This window comes from Photobacterium sp. R1 (genome assembly GCF_054600795.1).
In genome coordinates this window covers 1-19111 of the sequence record NZ_BAAHZP010000008.1, presented here as the reverse complement: position 1 = coordinate 19111, position 19111 = coordinate 1, and the positions used below count along the sequence as shown (strand labels likewise).

The following is a 19111-nucleotide window of genomic DNA, read 5'->3' as shown; positions in this document are numbered from 1 at the left end:
CGCCCATACCATTTTCTAAGGATAACCTTAGTAAGAGGATTCAATCGTGGCTCGCAAAACTCCTATCGAGCGTTACCGTAACATCGGTATCTGTGCTCACGTAGACGCCGGGAAAACAACCACGACCGAGCGTATCCTGTTCTATACAGGTCTTTCCCACAAAATTGGTGAAGTACACGACGGTGCCGCTACCATGGACTGGATGGAGCAGGAGCAGGAGCGTGGGATCACCATCACCTCTGCTGCCACTACAACCTTCTGGCGTGGTATGGATGCTCAGTTCCCAGAGCACCGCATCAATATTATCGACACCCCAGGACACGTTGATTTCACTATCGAAGTAGAGCGTTCTCTGCGCGTACTTGATGGTGCAGTGGTTGTTTTCTGTGGTTCATCAGGTGTCGAACCACAGTCTGAAACCGTATGGCGTCAGGCTGATAAATACGAAGTACCCCGTATGGTCTTCGTGAACAAGATGGACCGTGCAGGTGCAGACTTCCTGCGCGTGATTGATCAAATCAAACACCGTCTTGGCGCAAATCCGGTACCAATTCAATTGAACATTGGTGCGGAAGAAGAATTCAAAGGTGTGATCGACCTGATTAAAATGAAAGCGATCAACTGGAATGAAGCCGATCAGGGCATGAGCTTCTCTTATGAAGACATTCCAGCCGATATGCAGGAACTGGCCGAAGAATGGCACACAAACCTGGTTGAAGCGGCAGCTGAAGCGTCTGAAGAGCTGATGGATAAGTACCTGGAAGAAGGGAACCTGTCAGAAGATGACATCAAAGCCGGCTTGCGCCAGCGTACGCTGAATAATGAAATTGTTCTGGCGACCTGTGGTTCTGCATTCAAGAACAAAGGTGTGCAGGCTGTCCTGGATGCCGTCGTTGAATTCCTGCCATCACCGACGGAAGTCAAAGCAATCCGTGGTGAAGACATGGATGGTAACGAAGTGATCCGCCATTCCAGCGACGAAGAACCGTTTGCTGCGCTGGCATTCAAGATCGCAACGGACCCGTTTGTGGGCACCCTGACATTTATGCGTGTCTATTCTGGTGTTGTGAATTCAGGCGATACCGTCTACAACACGGTAAAAGATAAGCGTGAACGTTTCGGGCGTATCGTACAGATGCACTCGAATAAACGTGAAGAAATCAAAGAAGTTCGAGCTGGCGACATCGCGGCAGCAATCGGTCTGAAAAATGTGACGACGGGTGACACCCTGTGCGATCAGGATCATAAAGTAGTCCTGGAACGTATGGATTTCCCAGAGCCGGTTATTCAGATTGCTGTTGAACCAAGGTCGAAAGCTGACCAGGAAAAAATGGGTATTGCGCTGGGTAAGCTGGCTGCAGAAGACCCATCTTTCCGGGTGGAAACGGATGAAGAATCTGGCCAGACCCTGATCTCAGGGATGGGCGAGCTTCATCTGGATATCATCGTTGACCGTATGAAGCGTGAGTTCAGCGTTGAATGTAACGTTGGTAAACCTCAGGTTGCTTACCGTGAAACTATCCGTGGTAAGACGGAAGTTGAAGGTAAGTTCGTACGTCAATCTGGTGGTCGCGGCCAGTACGGTCACGTATGGCTGAAGATTGAACCTTCTGAGCCGAATGCCGGTTTTGTCTTCGTTGACGAAGTCGTTGGCGGTGTGATTCCGAGAGAATATATCGGAGCCGTGGCGAAAGGTATCGAAGAGCAGATGAAAAATGGTGTGCTTGCCGGTTATCCGGTACTGGACGTCAAAGCGACGCTGTTCGATGGTTCATACCACGATGTTGACTCGAGCGAAATGGCGTTTAAGATCGCCGGTTCTTTGGCGTTCAGGAAGGGTGCACTTGATGCTCAACCTGTCATTCTTGAACCTATGATGAAAGTTGAAGTAACCACTCCGGAAGACTGGATGGGTGATGTTGTTGGTGACCTGAACCGTCGTCGCGGCATCATCGGTGGTATGGATGAAGGTCCGGCCGGACTGAAGATTATCCGTGCGCAAGTTCCGCTTTCAGAAATGTTTGGTTACGCAACGGATCTTCGTTCTGCTACGCAAGGCCGCGCATCCTATTCGATGGAGTTCAGCGAATATGCTGAAGTTCCGAAGAATATCGCCGACGGTATCGTCGCTGAGCGCGGTTAAACATCAGCAGAAATATTGCGTCCGCTTCGGTTGGCGCATAAAATACAACTTCTGACGCGTCCCGCCAGTCAGCGGGGCGAATCACAACTAGGAAGGAACACGATCGTGTCTAAAGAAAAATTTGAACGTACGAAACCGCACGTTAACGTTGGTACTATCGGCCACGTTGACCACGGTAAAACTACTCTGACTGCTGCAATCTGTACTGTACTGTCTAAAAAATACGGCGGTTCAGCGCGTGACTTCGCATCTATCGATAACGCGCCAGAAGAGCGTGAGCGTGGTATCACAATCTCTACTTCTCACGTAGAGTACGATACTCCGACTCGCCACTACGCGCACGTTGACTGCCCAGGACACGCCGACTACGTGAAAAACATGATCACCGGTGCTGCTCAGATGGACGGTGGTATCCTGGTTGTTGCTGCGACTGATGGCCCAATGCCACAGACTCGTGAGCACATCCTGCTGGGTCGTCAGGTTGGTATCCCTTACATTCTTGTTTTCATGAACAAGTGTGACATGGTTGATGACGAAGAGCTGCTGGAGCTGGTTGAGATGGAAGTTCGTGAACTTCTGTCTGAGTACGACTTCCCAGGTGACGACTGCCCAGTAATCATGGGTTCTGCTCTGGGCGCGCTGAATGGCGAAGCTCAGTGGGAAGAGAAAATCGTTGAGCTGGCTGAAGCACTGGATTCTTACATCCCAGAGCCAGAGCGTGCTATCGACAAGCCGTTCATCCTGCCAATCGAAGACGTATTCTCAATCCAGGGCCGTGGTACTGTTGTAACTGGTCGTGTTGAGCAAGGTATCGTTCGCGTAGGTGACGAAGTTGCTATCGTAGGTATCAAAGACACCGTCACTACGACTTGTACTGGTGTTGAGATGTTCCGTAAGCTTCTGGACGAAGGCCGTGCTGGTGAGAACGTTGGTGTTCTGCTGCGTGGTACTAAGCGTGACGAAGTTGAGCGTGGTCAAGTTCTGGCTAAGCCTGGTTCAATCACTCCACACACAACTTTCGAGTCAGAAGTATACGTTCTGTCTAAAGACGAAGGCGGCCGTCATACTCCGTTCTTCAAAGGTTACCGTCCACAGTTCTACTTCCGTACAACTGACGTGACCGGTACTATCGAACTGCCAGAAGGCGTTGAGATGGTTATGCCAGGTGACAACATCAAGATGGTTGTTACTCTGATCGCACCTATCGCAATGGACGAAGGTCTGCGCTTCGCAATCCGTGAAGGTGGCCGTACCGTTGGTGCTGGTGTTGTTGCTAAGATCGTTGCTTAATTAGCAAAGATTGAATCAACAATAAAAAGGGAGCTTCGGCTCCCTTTTTTGTATCTTGCGGGCATGTCTTACAGAGTCCGTCTTATCGTAATATCCTAACTTCTTCACTTTTATACTTATTCTTTCCAAGCATTTTTGTGCATCTTTGATAACAAATTCATCTAGCGGAGCAACGGGCTAGAAGTGGTAATGCTAACAGTTCTCGTTTATATTTGAGGCAGACTGAGATGTAGAGAGTTGTTATGTACGTTTGCCTGTGCCACGGAATTTCCGACAAAAAAATTGTCAAGCTCGTTGAAGAAGAGGGTGTTTCGGATATCCGTGGGATTAAAGCGATCACCCCGCTTGGTTCTCAATGTGGTAAATGTATCCGCCAGGCAAAAAGTATCATCCAGCATGTCGTCTTAGAGCGGGATACCTCCCAGGATATATCAGTCATTGATATCACTGAGATTGCCCTCAAAAAAGCGAGTTAGGAAAATCTGATTCCACTCTCTTTTGACACACTTCGGATCGGTTCTAAGCTTATAGGAACCGAGAGAGGAGTGTTCGCTAATGAAAGCCGATCCCAAAATCATTCAGCACCTCAATAAGGTATTGGGGAATGAACTGGTCGCCATCAATCAATATTTTCTCCATGCCCGTATGTACAAAGATTGGGGCCTGAAGCACCTTGCTGACAAGGAATACCACGAATCAATCGATGAAATGAATCATGCAGATCACCTGATCGAGCGGATTCTGTTTTTAGAAGGTGTGCCCAATCTGCAGGATTTGGGTAAGCTGCGTATTGGTGAAGATACCAAGGAAATGCTTGAGTGTGACCTTTCCCTGGAGATGGATGCGATTCCGGATTTACGCGATGCCATTCAATATGCTGAAGAAGTGAGAGATTACGTCTCCAGAGATTTATTCCAGGACATCCTGGAAGATGAAGAGGAGCATGTTGACTGGCTTGAAACCCAGCTTGGCTTGATCGAGCGAATGGGAATTAACAATTACAATCAGGCGCAGATTGTAGACGAAGACTAATCCACGAAGACTAGTCCACACAAACACGTACGGGCCTTCAGCCAACAGACTCGGTTGAAGGCTTTTTTCATTTCATTGCTTAATTTCCCATCACCCCCTTGCGTTTCATTTTGTGATCGGTATAATCCCCCGCACTGTCTCGAGAAGACGGTTGTGAACCAATAAGCGTTGAGGAAGGAATCGGTCTTTAACTGATTCGGTAATGTATACTCTGACTTATGTTCGCAGTCATTAAATTGGCTGACAATGCGCCCAAAAGGGGTGCTACGTTCACATGAATCAATCGGCATTCTCTCGCCTTCGCGAGTCTGAGTGGCGATATTGTTTGTGTAAATTTTTTATAATTGGAGCTCTGTCTCATGCAGAACCAACGTATTCGTATCCGCCTGAAGGCGTTCGATCACCGTCTGATCGATCAGTCTACCGCGGAAATCGTTGAAACAGCTAAGCGTACTGGCGCGCAGGTTCGTGGTCCAATCCCACTGCCTACTCGTAAAGAGCGTTTCACTGTTCTTATTTCTCCACACGTAAATAAGGACGCCCGTGACCAGTACGAAATCCGTACTCACAAGCGCCTTATCGACATCGTTGAGCCAACAGATAAAACTGTTGATGCTCTGATGCGTCTGGATCTAGCTGCTGGCGTTGACGTTCAGATCAGCCTAGGTTAAGGGGAGATAAGAGAATGATTGGTCTAATCGGTCGTAAAGTGGGTATGACCCGCATCTTTACCGAAGATGGCGCTTCTATCCCAGTTACTGTGGTTGAAGTTGAAAATAACCGTGTTACTCAGGTTAAAACTGTAGACACTGATGGTTATAACGCTATCCAGGTAACTGCTGGTTCTAAGAAAGCAAGCCGCGTAAACAAAGCTGAAGCTGGTCACTATGCGAAAGCAGGTGTTGAAGCTGGCCGCGGTCTGTGGGAATTCCGCCTGGACAATGGTGAAGAGTTCGCAGTAGGCGCTGAGCTGAAAGTTGAACTGTTCAACGAAATTAAGAAAGTAGACGTTACTGGCACTTCTAAGGGTAAAGGTTTCCAAGGCGCTGTTAAGCGTTGGAACTTCCGTACTCAAGATATGAGCCACGGTAACTCCTTGTCTCACCGTGCCCCTGGTTCTATCGGTCAATGTCAGACTCCAGGTCGCGTATTTAAAGGCAAGAAAATGGCTGGTCACATGGGTGCTGAGCGTGTAACGACTCAAAACCTTGAGATCGTACGTGTTGACGCTGAGCGCAACCTGCTTCTGATCAAAGGTGCAGTACCAGGCGCAACTGGCGGCAACGTGATCGTAAAACCAGCTGTTAAAGCGTAACGTCGAGGAGTTAGTAATGGAATTGGTAGTCAAAGGCGCTGATGCGCTAACTGTCTCCGAAGCTACTTTTGGGCGTGAGTTCAACGAAGCGCTGGTACACCAAGTAGTTGTTGCTTACGCAGCAGGTGCCCGTCAAGGTACTCGTGCACAAAAGACCCGTTCTGACGTATCTGGTGGCGGTGCTAAGCCATGGCGTCAAAAGGGTACTGGTCGTGCCCGTGCCGGTACTATCCGTAGCCCACTGTGGCGTACAGGTGGTGTAACTTTCGCTGCGCGTCCTCAGGACCACAGCCAGAAAGTTAACAAGAAAATGTACCGCGGTGCGATGAAGTGCATTCTGTCTGAGCTGGTTCGTCAAGAGCGTCTGATCGTTGTTGATAACTTCTCTGTAGAAGCGCCAAAAACTAAAGAGCTGGTTGCCAAGCTGAAAGAGCTGGAACTGAATGATGTTCTGATCGTCACTGGCGAGCTGGACGAGAATCTGTTCCTGGCAGCACGTAACCTGTACAAGGTTGACGTACGTGATGCAGCTGCAATCGACCCAGTAAGCTTGATCGCATTCGACAAAGTAGTGATGACTGCTGCGGCAGTTAAGCAAGTTGAGGAGATGCTGGCATGATCACCGAAGAGCGTATCCTGAAAGTTCTACGTGCTCCGCACATCTCTGAAAAAGCGACCATGGCTGCTGAGAACGGTAACACTATCGTTTTCAAAGTAGCGATGACCGCAACTAAGCGTGAGATCAAAGCGGCAGTTGAGAAACTGTTTGAAGTTGAAGTTAAGTCTGTAAATACTCTGATTGCTAAAGGTAAAACTAAGCGTCAAGGTATGCGCCAAGGCCGTCGTAGCGACTGGAAAAAAGCGTACGTGACCCTGAAAGAAGGTCAAGACATCGACTTCGCTGGTAGTGCAGAGTAAGGCTAGGAGCAAAGAAGAATGGCTATTGTAAAATGTAAGCCGACTTCCCCAGGTCGTCGCCACGTAGTTAAAGTGGTTAACTCTGACCTGCATAAGGGTAAGCCGTACGCACCACTGCTGGAGAAAAACTCTAAGACTGGTGGTCGTAACAATAACGGTCGTATCACTGTTCGTCACATCGGTGGTGGTAACAAACAACATTACCGTCTGATCGACTTTAAGCGTAATAAAGATGGTATCCCAGCGAAAGTTGAGCGTCTGGAATACGATCCAAACCGTAGCGCAAACATCGCGCTGGTTCTGTACGCAGACGGTGAGCGTCGTTACATCATTGCACCAAAAGGCATCCAAGCTGGTGATACTATCCAGTCTGGCGCAGATGCTGCGATCAAGGTAGGTAACACCCTGCCAATGCGCAACATCCCAGTAGGTTCAACTGTACACTGTGTTGAACTGAAGCCTGGTAAAGGTGCTCAGCTGGCTCGTTCAGCTGGTACTTACGCACAAATCGTAGCTCGTGCTGGCGCATACGTAACTATTCGTCTGCGTTCTGGCGAAATGCGTAAAGTTCTTGCCGAAGGTCGTGCGACTCTGGGTGAGGTTGGTAACGGTGAGCACATGCTGCGTGAACTGGGTAAAGCCGGTGCTTCACGTTGGCGCGGTGTTCGTCCAACCGTACGTGGTGTTGTAATGAACCCAATCGACCACCCACACGGTGGTGGTGAAGGTCGTACTTCTGGTGGTCGTCACCCAGTGACGCCATGGGGTGTACCGACTAAGGGTTACAAAACTCGTAAGAACAAACGTACCGACAAGTACATCGTACGTCGTCGTAATAAGTAATTTATATCAGAGGATAAGCCATGCCACGTTCTCTCAAGAAAGGTCCTTTTATTGACCTGCACTTGCTGAAGAAGGTAGAGAAAGCGGTGGAAAGCGGTGACAAGAAGCCTGTTAAGACTTGGTCCCGTCGCTCAATGATCATCCCTCAGATGATCGGTTTGACCATCGCTGTCCATAATGGTCGTCAGCACGTACCAGTTTTCGTTTCTGAAGAAATGATCGGTCACAAGCTGGGCGAGTTTGCACCAACACGTACTTATCGCGGCCACGCTGCAGATAAGAAAGCTAAGAAGCGCTAAGAGGAGTATAGGTAATGGAAGCTATCGCTAAACATCGCTTTGCTCGCATCTCACCGCAGAAAGCTCGTTTGGTTGCAGATCAAGTGCGCGGTAAAACCGTAGCACAAGCACTGGAAATTCTGACTTTCAGCAACAAGAAAGCTGCTGACCTGGTTAAGAAGGTTCTGGAATCTGCTATCGCTAATGCTGAGCACAACGAAGGCGCAGACATCGATGATCTGAATGTTGCGAAAATCTTCGTTGATGAAGGCCCAACCATGAAGCGTATTATGCCTCGTGCTAAAGGCCGTGCCGATCGCATCTTGAAGCGTTCTAGCCACATCACTGTTGTTGTAGCGGATCGCTAAGAGAGTAGGAGACAAAGCAATGGGTCAAAAAGTACATCCTAATGGTATTCGTCTTGGCATCGTGAAGCCTTGGAATACCACTTGGTATGCTAACAGCAACGAATTCGCTGACAACCTAGACGGCGACTTCAAGGTACGTCAATTCCTGACTAAGGAATTAGCAAAAGCGTCTCTGTCTCGCATCGTTATCGAGCGTCCGGCGAAGAGCATCCGTGTGACTATTCACACTGCTCGTCCAGGCGTTGTTATCGGTAAGAAAGGCGAAGACGTAGAAAAACTGCGCGCTCGCGTTGCTAAGATCGCTGGTGTTCCAGCGCAGATCAACATCGCTGAAGTACGTAAGCCAGAGCTGGATGCACAGCTTGTTGGTGACAGCATCGCTTCTCAGCTGGAGCGTCGTGTTATGTTCCGTCGCGCGATGAAGCGTGCGGTACAGAACGCAATGCGTCTGGGTGCCAAGGGTATCAAAGTTGAAGTAAGTGGCCGTCTGGGCGGCGCTGAAATTGCACGTACTGAGTGGTACCGTGAAGGCCGTGTGCCTCTGCACACTCTGCGTGCTGACATTGATTACGCGACTTCTTCGGCTCACACCCAATACGGTGTAATTGGTATCAAAACTTGGATCTTCAAAGGCGAAGTTCTGGGTGGCATGCCAGTTGCTGAGCCTAAGGCTGATAACAAGCCTAAGAAGCAACGCAAAGGCCGTAAATAAGGAGTTTATCGATGCTGCAACCTAAACGCACTAAATTCCGCAAGACTCATAAGGGTCGTAACCGCGGTCTGGCGAACGGTACTGACGTAAGCTTCGGTACTTTCGGTCTGAAAGCAGTTGGCCGTGGCCGTATCACTGCTCGTCAGATCGAGGCTGCTCGTCGTGCTATGACTCGTCATATCAAACGTCAGGGCCAAATCTGGATTCGTATCTTCCCGGACAAGCCTATTACAAGCAAGCCGTTGGAAGTTCGTCAGGGTAAGGGTAAAGGTAACGTTGAGTACTGGGTAGCCCAAATCCAACCAGGTAAAGTTCTTTATGAAATGGATGGTGTTTCAGAAGATCTTGCACGCGAAGCCTTTAAACTGGCCGCACGTAAGCTTCCTGTTAAAACCACTTTCGTAACTAAGGCGGTGATGTGATGAATGCACAAGATCTGCGCGCTAAAAGCGTTGAAGAACTGAATGCTGAGCTTGTGAACCTGCTGCGTGAGCAGTTCAACCTGCGTATGCAGGCTGCGACTGGTCAACTGCAACAGACGCACACTCTGAAAGCAGTACGTCGCGATATCGCACGTGTTAAAACCGTTCTGAATGAGAAGGCTGGCGCATAATGAGCGAGAAAATTCGTACTCAGCAGGGTCGTGTAGTTAGCGACAAGATGGACAAGTCTATTGTGGTTGCTATCGAGCGTTTCGTGAAGCACCCAATCTATGGTAAGTTCATCAAGCGTACGACTAAACTGCACGTTCACGACGAAAACAACGAGTGTGGCATCGGCGACACAGTTGAAATTCGTGAGTGCCGTCCACTGTCTAAGAACAAATCTTGGACTCTGGTACGCGTTGTTGAGAAAGCGCGCATCTAAGCGAACTTTTGCAATGACATAACTGAGCGGCCCCCCTTAAAAATGGGGCCGTTTATTTTTTATCTACCCATTCTCAAAAAATGGTGTTATTATTCGCCGCCCTTGTAAAAAAGGCGAATTCGACCCGAGATGGGTCTAGATGTTTTTGATAAGCGGAGCACTAACATGATCCAAATGCAAAGTATGCTAGATGCAGCCGATAACTCCGGCGCTCGTAGCGTAATGTGTATTAAGGTTCTGGGTGGTTCTCACCGTCGCTATGCACATATCGGTGACATCATCAAAGTTACTGTTAAGGAAGCAATTCCTCGCGGTAAAGTGAAAAAAGGTGATGTACTGAAAGCGGTGGTTGTGCGCACCCGTAAAGGCGTTCGTCGTCCAGACGGCTCTGTCATTCGCTTCGACCGTAATGCTTGCGTGCTGTTGAACAACACCAGTGAGCAACCAATCGGTACTCGTATCTTTGGCCCGGTGACTCGTGAACTTCGCTCTGCGAAATTCATGAAGATTGTATCACTAGCGCCAGAAGTACTGTAAGGAGTGACGAAAATGGCAGCTAAAATCCGTCGTAACGACGAAGTTATCGTTCTTGCCGGTAAAGATAAAGGTAAGAAAGGTAAAGTAACTAAGGTCCTGACAACTGGTAAAATCGTTGTTGAAGGCATCAACCTGGTTAAAAAGCACCAGAAGCCTGTTCCGGCTATGGGCATCCAGGGTGGCATCGTTGAAAAAGAAGCAGCAATTGACGCTTCTAACGTTGCAATCTTCAACGCGGCAACTGGTAAAGCAGACCGTGTAGGCTTCCGATTTGAAGACGGCAAAAAAGTTCGTTTCTTCAAATCTAATAGCGAAACTATCAAGTAATTTTGGAGTAGTACTATGGCGAAACTGCATGATTACTACAAAGAGACTGTTGTAAAAGAACTTGCTGACAAGTTCCAGTACAAGAGCATCATGCAAGTCCCAAGGATCGAAAAGATCACCCTGAACATGGGTGTCGGTGAAGCCTTGAACGACAAGAAGCTGTTGGAAAACGCAGCTGCTGATATGGCCGCAATTACAGGTCAAAAGCCGCTGATTACCAAAGCTCGTAAGTCTGTTGCTGGCTTTAAGATCCGTGAGGGCTACCCGATCGGCTGTAAAGTAACCCTGCGTGGCGAACGTATGTGGGACTTTTTCGAGCGTCTGATCTCAATTGCTGTTCCTCGTATCCGTGATTTTCGTGGTCTGAACCCGAAATCATTCGACGGTCGTGGTAACTACAGCATGGGCGTTCGTGAGCAGATTATCTTCCCAGAAATCGATTTCGATAAAGTAGATCGTGTACGTGGTCTGGATATCACTATCACAACTACTGCAAACTCTGACGAAGAAGCTCGTGCTCTGCTGTCTGCTTTTAACTTCCCATTCCGTAAGTAAAAGTAAGGGTTACTAATGGCTAAAGAATCTATGAAGGCACGCGAAGCAAAACGTGCCAAGCTGGTAGCTAAGTTCGCTGAAAAGCGTGCTGCGCTTAAAGCTCTAATTAGCGACGTGAATGCGTCTGAAGAAGACCGCTGGAATGCAGTGCTCAAGCTTCAGTCTCTGCCACGTGATTCAAGTCCATCTCGTCAGCGTAACCGCTGTAACCAGACTGGACGCCCACACGGCTACCTACGTAAGTTTGGTCTGTGCCGTATCAAGGTTCGTGAAGCTTGCATGAAAGGCGAGATTCCGGGTCTGCGTAAGGCTAGCTGGTAATTCATTACCAATTAAGAATCACGGAGTATTGACTTATGAGCATGCAAGATCCGATTTCGGATATGCTGACCCGCATTCGTAACGGTCAGGCAGCGAAGAAAGTTGCTGTTAAAATGCCATCTTCTAAGCTGAAAGTTGCAATCGCAGCTCTGCTGAAAGAAGAAGGTTATGTTGCTGACTACGCCGTTTCTGGCGAAGTTAAGCCTGAACTCGAAGTTACTCTGAAGTACTTCGAAGCTAAACCTGTTATCGAGCAAATCCAGCGCGTATCTCGTCCTGGCCTGCGTATCTATAAGAAGAAAGATGCGCTGCCAACTGTGATGGGTGGTCTGGGTATTGCCGTTGTGTCCACTTCCAAGGGTCTGATGACTGACCGTGCTGCTCGTAAAGCAGGTCTTGGTGGTGAGATTATCTGCTACGTAGCTTAATAGGAGTAGGAAAATGTCACGTGTTGCAAAAGCACCTGTAGTTGTTCCTGCCGGCGTAGAAGTTAAACTCAACGGTCAGGAAATCACTGTTAAAGGTGGTAAGGGTGAACTGGTTCGTGTAATCAACGAAGCAGTTGAACTAACCCAGGAAGAGAACACCATTAAGTTCGGTCCTCGCGACGGCTTCAACGATGCCTGGGCACAAGCTGGTACAGCTCGTGCGCTGGTTAACAACATGGTTGTTGGTGTTACTGAAGGCTTCACTAAGAAGCTGACCCTGAAGGGTGTAGGTTACCGTGCTGCTATCAAAGGCAACGCAGTTAGCCTGACTCTGGGCTTCTCACACCCAGTTGAGCATGAACTGCCTGCAGGTATTAAAGCTGAGTGTCCTTCTCAAACTGAAATCGTACTGACTGGTACCGATAAGCAGTTGGTTGGCCAAGTTGCTGCAGACATTCGCGCTTACCGTAGCCCTGAGCCTTACAAAGGTAAAGGTGTTCGTTACGCCGACGAAGTCGTGCGTATTAAAGAAGCTAAGAAGAAGTAAGGTAACACTATGGATAAGAAAGCATCTCGTATCCGTCGTGCGACCAGAGCACGTCGTAAGATTGCTGAACTGGGTGCAACTCGCCTGGTAGTACACCGTACTCCACGCCATGTGTACGCTCAGGTAATCGCACCAAATGGCTCCGAGGTTATCGCTGCCGCTTCTACCGTAGAAAAAGCGATCCGTGAGCAAGTGAAGAGCACCGGTAATAAAGACGCTGCTGCAGTAGTGGGTAAAATCATTGCTGAGCGCGCGATTGAAAAAGGCATCTCTAACGTTGCATTCGATCGTTCCGGTTTCCAATACCACGGCCGAGTGGCTGCACTGGCAGAAGCTGCCCGTGAAGCTGGTCTGAAATTCTAAGGTAGGCGGAAGATGGCTAACGAAAAAACTCAATCAGATCTGCAAGAAAAGCTGATCGCTGTTAACCGTGTATCTAAGACGGTTAAAGGTGGTCGTATTTTCAGCTTTACTGCCCTGACTGTTGTTGGCGACGGTAATGGTCGCGTTGGTTTCGGTTACGGCAAAGCACGTGAAGTGCCTGCTGCAATCCAGAAAGCAATGGAAAAAGCACGTCGTAACATGGTTACTGTTGCCCTGAACGAGGGTACTCTGCACCACGCTGTTAAAGGTCGCCACACTGGTTCTAAAGTGTACATGCAGCCTGCATCAGAAGGTACAGGTATCATCGCCGGTGGTGCAATGCGTGCAGTGCTGGAAGTTGCTGGCGTTCACAACGTTCTGGCAAAAGCATATGGTTCTACAAACCCAATCAATATCGTTCGCGCGACTATTGACGGTTTGAGTGGTATGAACTCTCCAGAAATGATCGCTGCTAAGCGTGGTCTTTCTGTTAAAGAAATTCTGGAGTAATCGACATGGCTAAAACAATCAAAGTAACTCAGACTCGTAGCTCAATCGGCCGTCTGCCGAAACATAAAGCTACCCTGCGTGGCTTGGGCCTACGTCGCATCAACCACACTGTTGAACTGGAAGATACACCATGTGTACGTGGTATGATCAACCAAGTTCAGTACATGGTTAAAGTAGAGGAGTAATCAGAATGCGTTTGAATACTCTGTCTCCGGCTGCGGGTTCTAAGCCTTCTGCGAAGCGCGTAGGCCGTGGTATCGGTTCAGGTCTGGGTAAAACTTGTGGCCGTGGTCACAAAGGTCAGAAATCACGTTCAGGTGGTTCTGTTCGCCCAGGTTTCGAAGGCGGTCAAATGCCTCTGAAACAGCGTCTACCAAAATTCGGTTTTACTTCTCGCAAGAGCCTGGTAACAGCTGAAGTTCGTCTGTCTGAACTGGCGAAAGTTGAAGGTGACGTAGTAAGCCTGGAAACACTGAAAGCTGCAAACGTGATCACTAAGAACATCGAAACTGTAAAAGTTGTTCTGTCTGGTGAGATCAGCCGCGCTGTTACAGTGAAAGGCGTACGCGTGACTAAAGGCGCTAAAGCTGCAATCGAAGCTGCAGGCGGTAAAATCGAGGAATAATTAACTCGAGGATGAGGTACAGATGGCTAAACAACCAGGACAAGATTTTAGTAGCGCAAAAGGTGGCCTAGCAGAGCTTAAGACTCGCCTGTTATTCGTAATAGGAGCTATCTTAATTTTCCGAGCTGGCTCTTTTGTGCCGATTCCTGGTATTGACGCTGCTGTACTAGCCGATCTGTTCGAACAGCAAAAGGGCACCATCATTGAACTATTTAACATGTTCTCTGGTGGTGCACTTGAGCGTGCTTCCATTTTGGCACTGGGCATTATGCCGTATATTTCGGCTTCAATTATTGTCCAGTTGCTAACGGTTGTTCATCCGGCTTTAGCCGAGTTGAAGAAAGAAGGTGAGTCTGGTCGCCGTAAGATCAGCCAGTATACTCGCTATGGCACGCTTGTGTTGGCAACCTTCCAAGCAATTGGTATTGCGACGGGGTTACCGAGTATGATTCCTGGTCTGGTACATAATCCGGGTCTGGGTTTCTACTTTGTTGCGGTCGTAAGTTTGGTCACCGGTACCATGTTCCTGATGTGGTTAGGTGAGCAAATTACAGAACGTGGCATTGGTAACGGTATATCTCTGATTATTTTCACAGGTATCGTTGCAGGATTGCCACCGGCTATTGGACAGACCGTAGAGCAAGCGCGTCAAGGTGAATTGCACGTACTTCTTCTACTGGCAATTGCAGTTATTTCTTTTGCTGTAATTTACTTTGTAGTGTTCATGGAGCGTGGTCAGCGTCGTATCGTTGTTAACTACGCTAAACGCCAGCAAGGCCGTCGTGTCTATGCAGGCCAGAGCACTCATCTGCCGTTGAAAATCAACATGGCAGGCGTGATTCCAGCAATTTTTGCATCTAGTATCATTTTGTTCCCTGGCACACTGGCTCAGTGGTTCGGTGGTAACGGAGAAGGTACTTTTGGTTTCCTGACGGATGTGTCTCTGGCACTGAGCCCAGGTCAGCCACTGTACGTGATGCTTTATGCGACTGCGATTATCTTCTTCTGTTTCTTCTATACGGCGTTGGTGTTTAACCCACGTGAAACAGCAGATAACTTGAAGAAATCCGGTGCGTTCATACCTGGTATTCGTCCGGGCGAGCAGACTGCGAAATACATTGATAAAGTAATGACACGCCTGACATTGGCAGGTGCACTGTACATCACCTTTATCTGTCTGATCCCCGAGTTCATGATGATTGCTTGGAACGTTCGCTTCTACTTTGGCGGTACGTCACTACTAATCGTAGTTGTGGTTATTATGGACTTCATGGCTCAAGTTCAGACACACCTGATGTCTCAACAGTATGAGTCGGTTTTGAAAAAGGCTAATCTTAAAGGCTACGGCCGATAAGTTTGGTTATCCATTTACGGAGTTTAGCAATGAAAGTTCGTGCTTCCGTTAAGAAAATCTGCCGTAACTGTAAAGTTATCAAGCGCAACGGTGTTGTGCGCGTAATTTGCAGCGAGCCAAAGCACAAGCAGCGCCAAGGCTAATCAGCAGAAATATTTCTTGCAAATTGAAGGTAGGTTGGCTACATTAGCCAACCATCTTTTGTGTGTGCAAAAGAATTGTAACACCGCTGTGTATCCTAAACGGGCTTTACAGCGGTTATTCTTGATAAGTACTAGGAGTGAATAGTGGCCCGTATTGCAGGCATTAACATTCCTGATCAAAAGCATGCTGTAATCGCACTGACTGCGATCTACGGCATCGGCAAAACTCGCTCAAAAGCCATTCTGGCTGATGTGGGTATTGCTGAAGATGTTAAGATCAGTGAACTGACTGAAGAGCAGATCGATCAACTGCGTGATGGTGTAGCTAAGTACACTGTAGAAGGTGATCTACGTCGTGAAGTTTCCATGAACATCAAGCGCCTAATGGATCTTGGTTGTTACCGTGGTCTTCGTCATCGTCGCAGTCTACCACTACGTGGACAGCGTACTAAAACCAACGCTCGTACCCGTAAGGGTCCGCGCAAGCCGATCAAAAAATAATCGGATAAGGTAGAGTACAATGGCAAAACAACCAACTCGCGCTCGTAAGCGCGTACGCAAGCAAGTTGCTGATGGCGTAGCGCACATCCACGCTTCTTTCAACAACACAATCGTTACCATTACTGACCGTCAAGGTAATGCTCTGGCTTGGGCAACTGCCGGTGGTTCTGGTTTCCGTGGTTCTCGTAAATCTACTCCGTTCGCTGCACAGGTTGCTGCTGAGCGTTGTGGTGAAATGGCCAAAGAATATGGCGTTAAGAACCTGGAAGTTATGGTTAAGGGCCCAGGTCCTGGTCGTGAGTCAACAATCCGTGCTCTGAATGCAGCGGGTTTCCGTATCACTAACATTGTTGATGCGACTCCGATCCCTCATAACGGTTGTCGTCCACCTAAGAAACGTCGCGTATAACGTTTCGTTTCTAGGAATATTGGAGAAAGAACATGGCAAGATATTTGGGTCCTAAGCTGAAGCTTAGCCGTCGTGAAGGCACTGACTTGTTCCTCAAGTCTGGTGTTCGCGCGATTGATACCAAGTGTAAAATTGATAACGCGCCGGGCCAACATGGTGCTCGTCGTGGCCGCCTGTCTGACTATGGCGTTCAGCTTCGTGAGAAGCAGAAAGTTCGTCGTACTTATGGCGTACTGGAAAAGCAATTCCGTAACTACTACAAAGAAGCTGCTCGCCTGAAAGGCAACACAGGTGAAAACCTGCTGCAACTTCTGGAAGGTCGTCTGGACAATGTTGTTTACCGTATGGGTTTTGGTGCAACTCGCGCTGAAGCACGTCAGCTGGTAAGCCACAAAGCGATCCTGGTTAACGGCAAAGTCGTAAACATCCCATCTTTCCAGGTGGCTGCAAACGACGTTGTTAGCATTCGTGAGAAAGCTAAGAACCAAGCACGCATCAAAGCAGCTCTTGAAGTTGCTACTCAGCGTGAACTGCCGACTTGGGTCGAAGTAGACAGCAACAAAATGGAAGGTACCTTCAAGCGTCTTCCAGAACGTTCTGATTTGTCTGCCGACATCAACGAACACCTGATCGTCGAGCTTTACTCTAAGTAAGGCTATAGTTAAGAGAGGACACAATGCAGGGTTCTGTAACAGAATTTCTTAAGCCGCGTCTTGTTGATATTGAACAAGTTAACACGACGCACGCAAAAGTAACTCTTGAGCCTCTGGAGCGTGGTTTTGGCCACACTCTGGGCAATGCTCTACGTCGTATTCTTCTGTCATCTATGCCTGGTTGCGCAGTGACAGAAGTAGAAATCGACGGTGTGTTACACGAGTACAGCACCAAAGAGGGAGTCCAGGAGGACGTTCTTGAAATCCTATTAAACCTGAAAGGCCTGGCCGTTAAGGTTGAAGGAAAAGACGAAGTTATCCTGACTCTCAGCAAATCTGGTGCAGGCCCTGTTGTTGCAGGTGACATCACCCATGATGGTGATGTTGAGATTGCGAACCCAGAGCACGTGATCTGCCATTTGACTGATGACAATGCTGACATCAGCATGCGCATCAAGGTAGAACGTGGTCGCGGCTATGTACCAGCTTCTGCTCGTATTCACAGTGATGAAGATGAGCGTCCAATTGGCCGTCTGTTAGTTGATGCAACTTTCAGCCCAGTTGACCGTATCGCTTACTCAGTTGAAGCAGCGCGTGTTGAACAGCGCACTGACCTTGATAAACTGGTTATCGATATGGAAACCAATGGTACTCTTGACCCTGAGGAAGCCATTCGTCGTGCAGCCACTATTCTGGCTGAACAACTGGATGCATTCGTAGATCTGCGTGATGTACGAGTTCCTGAAGAGAAAGAAGAGAAGCCGGAGTTCGATCCGATCCTACTGCGTCCTGTAGACGATCTTGAACTAACTGTTCGCTCTGCTAACTGTTTGAAAGCAGAAGCGATCCACTACATCGGTGATCTTGTTCAGCGTACCGAGGTTGAGCTACTGAAAACGCCAAACCTGGGTAAGAAGTCTTTGACAGAAATCAAAGACGTGCTGGCTTCACGTGGTCTGTCTCTGGGCATGCGCCTGGAAAACTGGCCGCCAGCCTCTATCGCTGAAGATTAATAGTTACTGATATCTAGTTAGAAGGATTAGGTCATGCGCCATCGTAAGAGTGGTCGTCAACTCAACCGCAACAGCAGTCATCGCAAAGCGATGTTCAGCAACATGGCTAGCTCTCTGGTACGTCACGAGCTTATCAAGACTACCCTGCCTAAGGCAAAAGAGCTGCGTCGCGTAATTGAGCCTTTGATTACCCTAGCTAAGACTGACAGTGTAGCTAACCGTCGTCTGGCATTCGCACGTACTCGTGATAACGAAGTCGTTGCGAAACTGTTTAACGAATTAGGTCCACGTTTCGCTCAGCGTCCAGGCGGTTACACTCGCATCATGAAATGCGGTTTCCGTGCTGGTGATAAAGCCCCTATGGCTTACATTGAGCTGGTAGACCGTCCTGAAGCACAGGAAGAAGCTGCTGCTGAATAAGCAATAGCGCGTTATAGAAAGAGCCGGGTTGAATGACCCGGCTTTTTTATATCTGAAATTTAAGAATTGCTTTACTTGGGATAAAAACAAGGTTTCAGTACTTCTCTTCTCTCCTTATATATCTGTTGAGTTTGCTCTCTCAATGAAAAAGCGCATGGGCTTCGTCGACACATGTTTTTTTAATTGAAGTTATAGATTGTGTTGCCTTTAGACAGTTCTGGTGCTGTATTGACGCTTCAAGAACAATTTCGGGAAGTGTAAACAGAATGAAATTCCTTTGATCTTCTCTGAGAGAAAGGGAGCGGCGCTTTATCTTTATTCTACTTATCTAATATTTGTTTGTTTTTCACGCGCTCGATATTTTTTTGTGTTTTTCTGCTTGTCAGGACGCTCGAACTCTCTATAATGCCGCCTCACCGACACGGAGGAACGGCAGCAAAGCGGTTCGGTACGGAAAGGTAAGCGGCAAGAAATTAAATTGAAAAAAGTGTTTGACACTGACTTTTGATTCGATAGAATGGCCGCCCGTTTCGAGAGTTGAGTCACAAGACTCAGCGAGAAACAAAGTTCTTTAACAATTTGACCATGCAATCTGTGTGGGCACTCGACAATGATACAGTCAAAAGATTTTATCAGTGA

General features: G+C 48.2%; 32 protein-coding genes. All 32 read left to right on the top strand.

Features of this window, described 5'->3' with window-relative positions; genetic code table 11:
* The first annotated feature begins 46 nt into the window (after positions 1 to 46).
* The gene (fusA, locus tag ACYP03_RS14370) at positions 47 to 2143 is read left to right on the top strand and encodes an elongation factor G (RefSeq protein WP_459780593.1); all 2097 of its coding nucleotides are present in this window, start codon (positions 47 to 49) and stop codon (positions 2141 to 2143) included.
* Positions 2144 to 2248: 105 nt separating this feature from the next.
* The gene (gene tuf / locus ACYP03_RS14365; protein ID WP_254589112.1) at positions 2249 to 3433 is read left to right on the top strand and encodes an elongation factor Tu; all 1185 of its coding nucleotides are present in this window, start codon (positions 2249 to 2251) and stop codon (positions 3431 to 3433) included.
* Between the two features lie 242 nt (positions 3434 to 3675).
* Complete coding sequence (locus ACYP03_RS14360) at positions 3676 to 3909, top strand: (2Fe-2S)-binding protein (protein WP_248144377.1); 234 nt, start codon at positions 3676 to 3678, stop codon at positions 3907 to 3909.
* 79 nt (positions 3910 to 3988) lie between these two features.
* Positions 3989 to 4465 carry a bacterioferritin gene (bfr, locus tag ACYP03_RS14355; protein WP_036751150.1) on the top strand — a complete coding sequence of 159 codons (477 nt, stop codon included), beginning with the start codon at positions 3989 to 3991 and terminating at the stop codon, positions 4463 to 4465.
* A gap of 359 nt (positions 4466 to 4824) precedes the next feature.
* Positions 4825 to 5136 carry a 30S ribosomal protein S10 gene (gene rpsJ / locus ACYP03_RS14350; protein WP_005501283.1) on the top strand — a complete coding sequence of 104 codons (312 nt, stop codon included), beginning with the start codon at positions 4825 to 4827 and terminating at the stop codon, positions 5134 to 5136.
* A 14-nt stretch (positions 5137 to 5150) separates the two neighbouring features.
* Positions 5151 to 5780, top strand: coding sequence for a 50S ribosomal protein L3 (rplC, locus tag ACYP03_RS14345; RefSeq protein WP_248144376.1), 630 nt, complete (start codon positions 5151 to 5153; stop codon positions 5778 to 5780).
* Between the two features lie 16 nt (positions 5781 to 5796).
* Entirely contained in the window at positions 5797 to 6399 is a 603-nt protein-coding gene (gene rplD, locus ACYP03_RS14340; RefSeq protein WP_036751143.1) for a 50S ribosomal protein L4, read from the top strand.
* Positions 6396 to 6698, top strand: a complete 303-nt coding sequence (gene rplW / locus ACYP03_RS14335; RefSeq protein WP_036751141.1) for a 50S ribosomal protein L23 — start codon at positions 6396 to 6398, stop codon at positions 6696 to 6698. The genes rplD and rplW overlap by 4 nt, the downstream gene beginning before the upstream one ends.
* A gap of 18 nt (positions 6699 to 6716) precedes the next feature.
* Positions 6717 to 7541 carry a 50S ribosomal protein L2 gene (gene rplB / locus ACYP03_RS14330; RefSeq protein ID WP_211646415.1) on the top strand — a complete coding sequence of 275 codons (825 nt, stop codon included), beginning with the start codon at positions 6717 to 6719 and terminating at the stop codon, positions 7539 to 7541.
* A gap of 20 nt (positions 7542 to 7561) precedes the next feature.
* The gene (rpsS, locus tag ACYP03_RS14325; RefSeq protein WP_007469141.1) at positions 7562 to 7840 is read left to right on the top strand and encodes a 30S ribosomal protein S19; all 279 of its coding nucleotides are present in this window, start codon (positions 7562 to 7564) and stop codon (positions 7838 to 7840) included.
* A gap of 14 nt (positions 7841 to 7854) precedes the next feature.
* Positions 7855 to 8187 carry a 50S ribosomal protein L22 gene (rplV, locus tag ACYP03_RS14320; protein WP_027251944.1) on the top strand — a complete coding sequence of 111 codons (333 nt, stop codon included), beginning with the start codon at positions 7855 to 7857 and terminating at the stop codon, positions 8185 to 8187.
* A 19-nt stretch (positions 8188 to 8206) separates the two neighbouring features.
* The gene (rpsC, locus tag ACYP03_RS14315) at positions 8207 to 8899 is read left to right on the top strand and encodes a 30S ribosomal protein S3 (protein WP_036751135.1); all 693 of its coding nucleotides are present in this window, start codon (positions 8207 to 8209) and stop codon (positions 8897 to 8899) included.
* A gap of 11 nt (positions 8900 to 8910) precedes the next feature.
* Entirely contained in the window at positions 8911 to 9321 is a 411-nt protein-coding gene (gene rplP, locus ACYP03_RS14310) for a 50S ribosomal protein L16 (RefSeq protein ID WP_027251946.1), read from the top strand.
* Positions 9321 to 9512, top strand: coding sequence for a 50S ribosomal protein L29 (gene rpmC / locus ACYP03_RS14305; RefSeq protein WP_027251947.1), 192 nt, complete (start codon positions 9321 to 9323; stop codon positions 9510 to 9512). Before rplP ends, rpmC begins: the two co-directional genes overlap by 1 nt.
* Entirely contained in the window at positions 9512 to 9766 is a 255-nt protein-coding gene (gene rpsQ, locus ACYP03_RS14300; protein WP_036751132.1) for a 30S ribosomal protein S17, read from the top strand. The genes rpmC and rpsQ overlap by 1 nt, the downstream gene beginning before the upstream one ends.
* 165 nt (positions 9767 to 9931) lie before the next feature.
* A complete protein-coding gene (gene rplN / locus ACYP03_RS14295) occupies positions 9932 to 10303 on the top strand; it encodes a 50S ribosomal protein L14 (RefSeq protein ID WP_036751130.1) in 372 nt (123 codons plus the stop codon).
* A gap of 12 nt (positions 10304 to 10315) precedes the next feature.
* Positions 10316 to 10630 (top strand): 50S ribosomal protein L24, encoded by a 315-nt coding sequence (gene rplX, locus ACYP03_RS14290; RefSeq protein WP_459780587.1) that lies wholly within the window; start codon positions 10316 to 10318, stop codon positions 10628 to 10630.
* A 15-nt stretch (positions 10631 to 10645) separates the two neighbouring features.
* Positions 10646 to 11185 carry a 50S ribosomal protein L5 gene (gene rplE / locus ACYP03_RS14285; RefSeq protein ID WP_248144374.1) on the top strand — a complete coding sequence of 180 codons (540 nt, stop codon included), beginning with the start codon at positions 10646 to 10648 and terminating at the stop codon, positions 11183 to 11185.
* Positions 11186 to 11200: 15 nt separating this feature from the next.
* Complete coding sequence (gene rpsN, locus ACYP03_RS14280; protein ID WP_036751122.1) at positions 11201 to 11506, top strand: 30S ribosomal protein S14; 306 nt, start codon at positions 11201 to 11203, stop codon at positions 11504 to 11506.
* Between the two features lie 35 nt (positions 11507 to 11541).
* Entirely contained in the window at positions 11542 to 11934 is a 393-nt protein-coding gene (gene rpsH, locus ACYP03_RS14275) for a 30S ribosomal protein S8 (protein WP_248144373.1), read from the top strand.
* A 13-nt stretch (positions 11935 to 11947) separates the two neighbouring features.
* Complete coding sequence (rplF, locus tag ACYP03_RS14270; RefSeq protein WP_036751116.1) at positions 11948 to 12481, top strand: 50S ribosomal protein L6; 534 nt, start codon at positions 11948 to 11950, stop codon at positions 12479 to 12481.
* Positions 12482 to 12490: 9 nt separating this feature from the next.
* Positions 12491 to 12844, top strand: a complete 354-nt coding sequence (gene rplR, locus ACYP03_RS14265; RefSeq protein WP_027251955.1) for a 50S ribosomal protein L18 — start codon at positions 12491 to 12493, stop codon at positions 12842 to 12844.
* A 12-nt stretch (positions 12845 to 12856) separates the two neighbouring features.
* Positions 12857 to 13354 (top strand): 30S ribosomal protein S5, encoded by a 498-nt coding sequence (rpsE, locus tag ACYP03_RS14260; protein ID WP_036751114.1) that lies wholly within the window; start codon positions 12857 to 12859, stop codon positions 13352 to 13354.
* Between the two features lie 5 nt (positions 13355 to 13359).
* Positions 13360 to 13539 carry a 50S ribosomal protein L30 gene (gene rpmD / locus ACYP03_RS14255; protein WP_248144372.1) on the top strand — a complete coding sequence of 60 codons (180 nt, stop codon included), beginning with the start codon at positions 13360 to 13362 and terminating at the stop codon, positions 13537 to 13539.
* Between the two features lie 5 nt (positions 13540 to 13544).
* The gene (gene rplO, locus ACYP03_RS14250; RefSeq protein ID WP_036751108.1) at positions 13545 to 13979 is read left to right on the top strand and encodes a 50S ribosomal protein L15; all 435 of its coding nucleotides are present in this window, start codon (positions 13545 to 13547) and stop codon (positions 13977 to 13979) included.
* A gap of 22 nt (positions 13980 to 14001) precedes the next feature.
* A complete protein-coding gene (gene secY / locus ACYP03_RS14245) occupies positions 14002 to 15333 on the top strand; it encodes a preprotein translocase subunit SecY (RefSeq protein ID WP_036751106.1) in 1332 nt (443 codons plus the stop codon).
* Between the two features lie 29 nt (positions 15334 to 15362).
* Positions 15363 to 15476 carry a 50S ribosomal protein L36 gene (gene rpmJ / locus ACYP03_RS14240; protein WP_000868186.1) on the top strand — a complete coding sequence of 38 codons (114 nt, stop codon included), beginning with the start codon at positions 15363 to 15365 and terminating at the stop codon, positions 15474 to 15476.
* A gap of 144 nt (positions 15477 to 15620) precedes the next feature.
* Positions 15621 to 15977, top strand: coding sequence for a 30S ribosomal protein S13 (rpsM, locus tag ACYP03_RS14235; protein ID WP_011078812.1), 357 nt, complete (start codon positions 15621 to 15623; stop codon positions 15975 to 15977).
* Positions 15978 to 15996: 19 nt separating this feature from the next.
* Entirely contained in the window at positions 15997 to 16386 is a 390-nt protein-coding gene (rpsK, locus tag ACYP03_RS14230; protein WP_027251961.1) for a 30S ribosomal protein S11, read from the top strand.
* Positions 16387 to 16418: 32 nt separating this feature from the next.
* Positions 16419 to 17039, top strand: a complete 621-nt coding sequence (gene rpsD, locus ACYP03_RS14225) for a 30S ribosomal protein S4 (RefSeq protein WP_036751101.1) — start codon at positions 16419 to 16421, stop codon at positions 17037 to 17039.
* A 23-nt stretch (positions 17040 to 17062) separates the two neighbouring features.
* Positions 17063 to 18052: a DNA-directed RNA polymerase subunit alpha gene (locus ACYP03_RS14220; protein ID WP_036751098.1), complete on the top strand. Its 990-nt coding sequence runs from the start codon at positions 17063 to 17065 to the stop codon at positions 18050 to 18052.
* Between the two features lie 33 nt (positions 18053 to 18085).
* A complete protein-coding gene (gene rplQ / locus ACYP03_RS14215; RefSeq protein WP_027251964.1) occupies positions 18086 to 18472 on the top strand; it encodes a 50S ribosomal protein L17 in 387 nt (128 codons plus the stop codon).
* The last annotated feature ends 639 nt before the right edge of the window (positions 18473 to 19111 follow it).

What these genes read in the sequence shown, in the direction of transcription:
- rpmD (WP_248144372.1), top strand. Translation starts at nt 13,360, where the DNA reads ATGGCTAAAACAATCAAAGTAACTCAGACTCGTAGCTCAATCGGCCGT.
- ACYP03_RS14220 (WP_036751098.1), top strand. Translation starts at nt 17,063, where the DNA reads ATGCAGGGTTCTGTAACAGAATTTCTTAAGCCGCGTCTTGTTGATATT.
- rpsE (WP_036751114.1), top strand. Translation starts at nt 12,857, where the DNA reads ATGGCTAACGAAAAAACTCAATCAGATCTGCAAGAAAAGCTGATCGCT.
- rplO (WP_036751108.1), top strand. Translation starts at nt 13,545, where the DNA reads ATGCGTTTGAATACTCTGTCTCCGGCTGCGGGTTCTAAGCCTTCTGCG.
- rpsQ (WP_036751132.1), top strand. Translation starts at nt 9,512, where the DNA reads ATGAGCGAGAAAATTCGTACTCAGCAGGGTCGTGTAGTTAGCGACAAG.
- rpmC (WP_027251947.1), top strand. Translation starts at nt 9,321, where the DNA reads ATGAATGCACAAGATCTGCGCGCTAAAAGCGTTGAAGAACTGAATGCT.
- rplX (WP_459780587.1), top strand. Translation starts at nt 10,316, where the DNA reads ATGGCAGCTAAAATCCGTCGTAACGACGAAGTTATCGTTCTTGCCGGT.
- rpsC (WP_036751135.1), top strand. Translation starts at nt 8,207, where the DNA reads ATGGGTCAAAAAGTACATCCTAATGGTATTCGTCTTGGCATCGTGAAG.
- bfr (WP_036751150.1), top strand. Translation starts at nt 3,989, where the DNA reads ATGAAAGCCGATCCCAAAATCATTCAGCACCTCAATAAGGTATTGGGG.
- rpsK (WP_027251961.1), top strand. Translation starts at nt 15,997, where the DNA reads ATGGCAAAACAACCAACTCGCGCTCGTAAGCGCGTACGCAAGCAAGTT.
- ACYP03_RS14360 (WP_248144377.1), top strand. Translation starts at nt 3,676, where the DNA reads ATGTACGTTTGCCTGTGCCACGGAATTTCCGACAAAAAAATTGTCAAG.
- rplW (WP_036751141.1), top strand. Translation starts at nt 6,396, where the DNA reads ATGATCACCGAAGAGCGTATCCTGAAAGTTCTACGTGCTCCGCACATC.
- rplE (WP_248144374.1), top strand. Translation starts at nt 10,646, where the DNA reads ATGGCGAAACTGCATGATTACTACAAAGAGACTGTTGTAAAAGAACTT.
- rplP (WP_027251946.1), top strand. Translation starts at nt 8,911, where the DNA reads ATGCTGCAACCTAAACGCACTAAATTCCGCAAGACTCATAAGGGTCGT.
- rplV (WP_027251944.1), top strand. Translation starts at nt 7,855, where the DNA reads ATGGAAGCTATCGCTAAACATCGCTTTGCTCGCATCTCACCGCAGAAA.
- rpsH (WP_248144373.1), top strand. Translation starts at nt 11,542, where the DNA reads ATGAGCATGCAAGATCCGATTTCGGATATGCTGACCCGCATTCGTAAC.
- rpsS (WP_007469141.1), top strand. Translation starts at nt 7,562, where the DNA reads ATGCCACGTTCTCTCAAGAAAGGTCCTTTTATTGACCTGCACTTGCTG.
- rpsN (WP_036751122.1), top strand. Translation starts at nt 11,201, where the DNA reads ATGGCTAAAGAATCTATGAAGGCACGCGAAGCAAAACGTGCCAAGCTG.
- rpmJ (WP_000868186.1), top strand. Translation starts at nt 15,363, where the DNA reads ATGAAAGTTCGTGCTTCCGTTAAGAAAATCTGCCGTAACTGTAAAGTT.
- rplF (WP_036751116.1), top strand. Translation starts at nt 11,948, where the DNA reads ATGTCACGTGTTGCAAAAGCACCTGTAGTTGTTCCTGCCGGCGTAGAA.
- rpsJ (WP_005501283.1), top strand. Translation starts at nt 4,825, where the DNA reads ATGCAGAACCAACGTATTCGTATCCGCCTGAAGGCGTTCGATCACCGT.
- rplC (WP_248144376.1), top strand. Translation starts at nt 5,151, where the DNA reads ATGATTGGTCTAATCGGTCGTAAAGTGGGTATGACCCGCATCTTTACC.
- rplB (WP_211646415.1), top strand. Translation starts at nt 6,717, where the DNA reads ATGGCTATTGTAAAATGTAAGCCGACTTCCCCAGGTCGTCGCCACGTA.
- secY (WP_036751106.1), top strand. Translation starts at nt 14,002, where the DNA reads ATGGCTAAACAACCAGGACAAGATTTTAGTAGCGCAAAAGGTGGCCTA.
- rplQ (WP_027251964.1), top strand. Translation starts at nt 18,086, where the DNA reads ATGCGCCATCGTAAGAGTGGTCGTCAACTCAACCGCAACAGCAGTCAT.
- rplD (WP_036751143.1), top strand. Translation starts at nt 5,797, where the DNA reads ATGGAATTGGTAGTCAAAGGCGCTGATGCGCTAACTGTCTCCGAAGCT.
- rpsD (WP_036751101.1), top strand. Translation starts at nt 16,419, where the DNA reads ATGGCAAGATATTTGGGTCCTAAGCTGAAGCTTAGCCGTCGTGAAGGC.
- rplR (WP_027251955.1), top strand. Translation starts at nt 12,491, where the DNA reads ATGGATAAGAAAGCATCTCGTATCCGTCGTGCGACCAGAGCACGTCGT.
- rplN (WP_036751130.1), top strand. Translation starts at nt 9,932, where the DNA reads ATGATCCAAATGCAAAGTATGCTAGATGCAGCCGATAACTCCGGCGCT.